The 815-nt window shown below is 68.7% G+C and carries 1 protein-coding gene; it reads right to left on the reverse strand.

The genetic code is table 11. From position 1 onward, the window contains the following. The coding region (locus EJ913_RS31260) for an NAD(P) transhydrogenase subunit alpha (protein ID WP_148125327.1) at window positions 1–815 on the reverse strand (815 nt) is incomplete at both ends.

Genomic DNA, 815 nt, shown 5'->3' on the forward strand with positions numbered 1-815 from the left:
GCGAAGGCCGGGTGGACGACGGCGCCGTCGCGGGTCAGCGCGATGGCCTTGACGATCTCGTCGTCCCAGTTGACGGTGACGCCCTTGTCCTTGTCGTGCAGGACTGTCAGCAGGGCCAGCAGGTTCTTGGCGTAGAGCAGCGAGGCGGATTCGGCGATGCGGCTCGGGTAGTTGGCGTGGCCGACGATCTTGACGCCGTTGGCCGTCACCACCGTCTCGCCCAGCTTGGAGCCCTCGACGTTGCCGCCCTGCTCCACCGCCAGATCGATCAGCACCGAACCCGGCTTCATCGACGCCACATGCTCGGCCGTCACCAGGATCGGCGCCTTGCGGCCGGGGATCAGCGCGGTGGTGATGACGAGGTCCTGCTTCTTGATGTGCTCGGCGACCAAGGCGGCCTGCTGGCGCTTGTAGTCGTCGGACATCTCCTTGGCGTAGCCGCCGGCGGTTTCCGCTTGGCGGAACTCGTCGTTCTCGACGGCGACGAAGCTGCCGCCCAGCGACTGGACCTGCTCCTTGACCGCCGGGCGCACGTCGGTGGCCGAGACGATGGCGCCCAGCCGCTTGGCCGTGGCGATGGCCTGGAGACCGGCGACGCCGACGCCCATGATGAAGGCGCGCGCGGGCGGCACGGTGCCGGCGGCGGTCATCATCATCGGGAAGGCGCGGCCGTATTCCGAAGCCGCATCGACCACCGCCTTGTAGCCGGCGAGGTTGGCCTGGGACGACAGCACGTCCATGACCTGGGCGCGGGTGATGCGCGGCATGAACTCCATGGCGAAGGCGTTGACGCCGGCCTCGGCGTAGGCCTTCAC

Origin of the sequence: Azospirillum doebereinerae, from assembly GCF_003989665.1 — a bacterium.
GTDB classification, from domain to species: domain Bacteria; phylum Pseudomonadota; class Alphaproteobacteria; order Azospirillales; family Azospirillaceae; genus Azospirillum; species Azospirillum doebereinerae.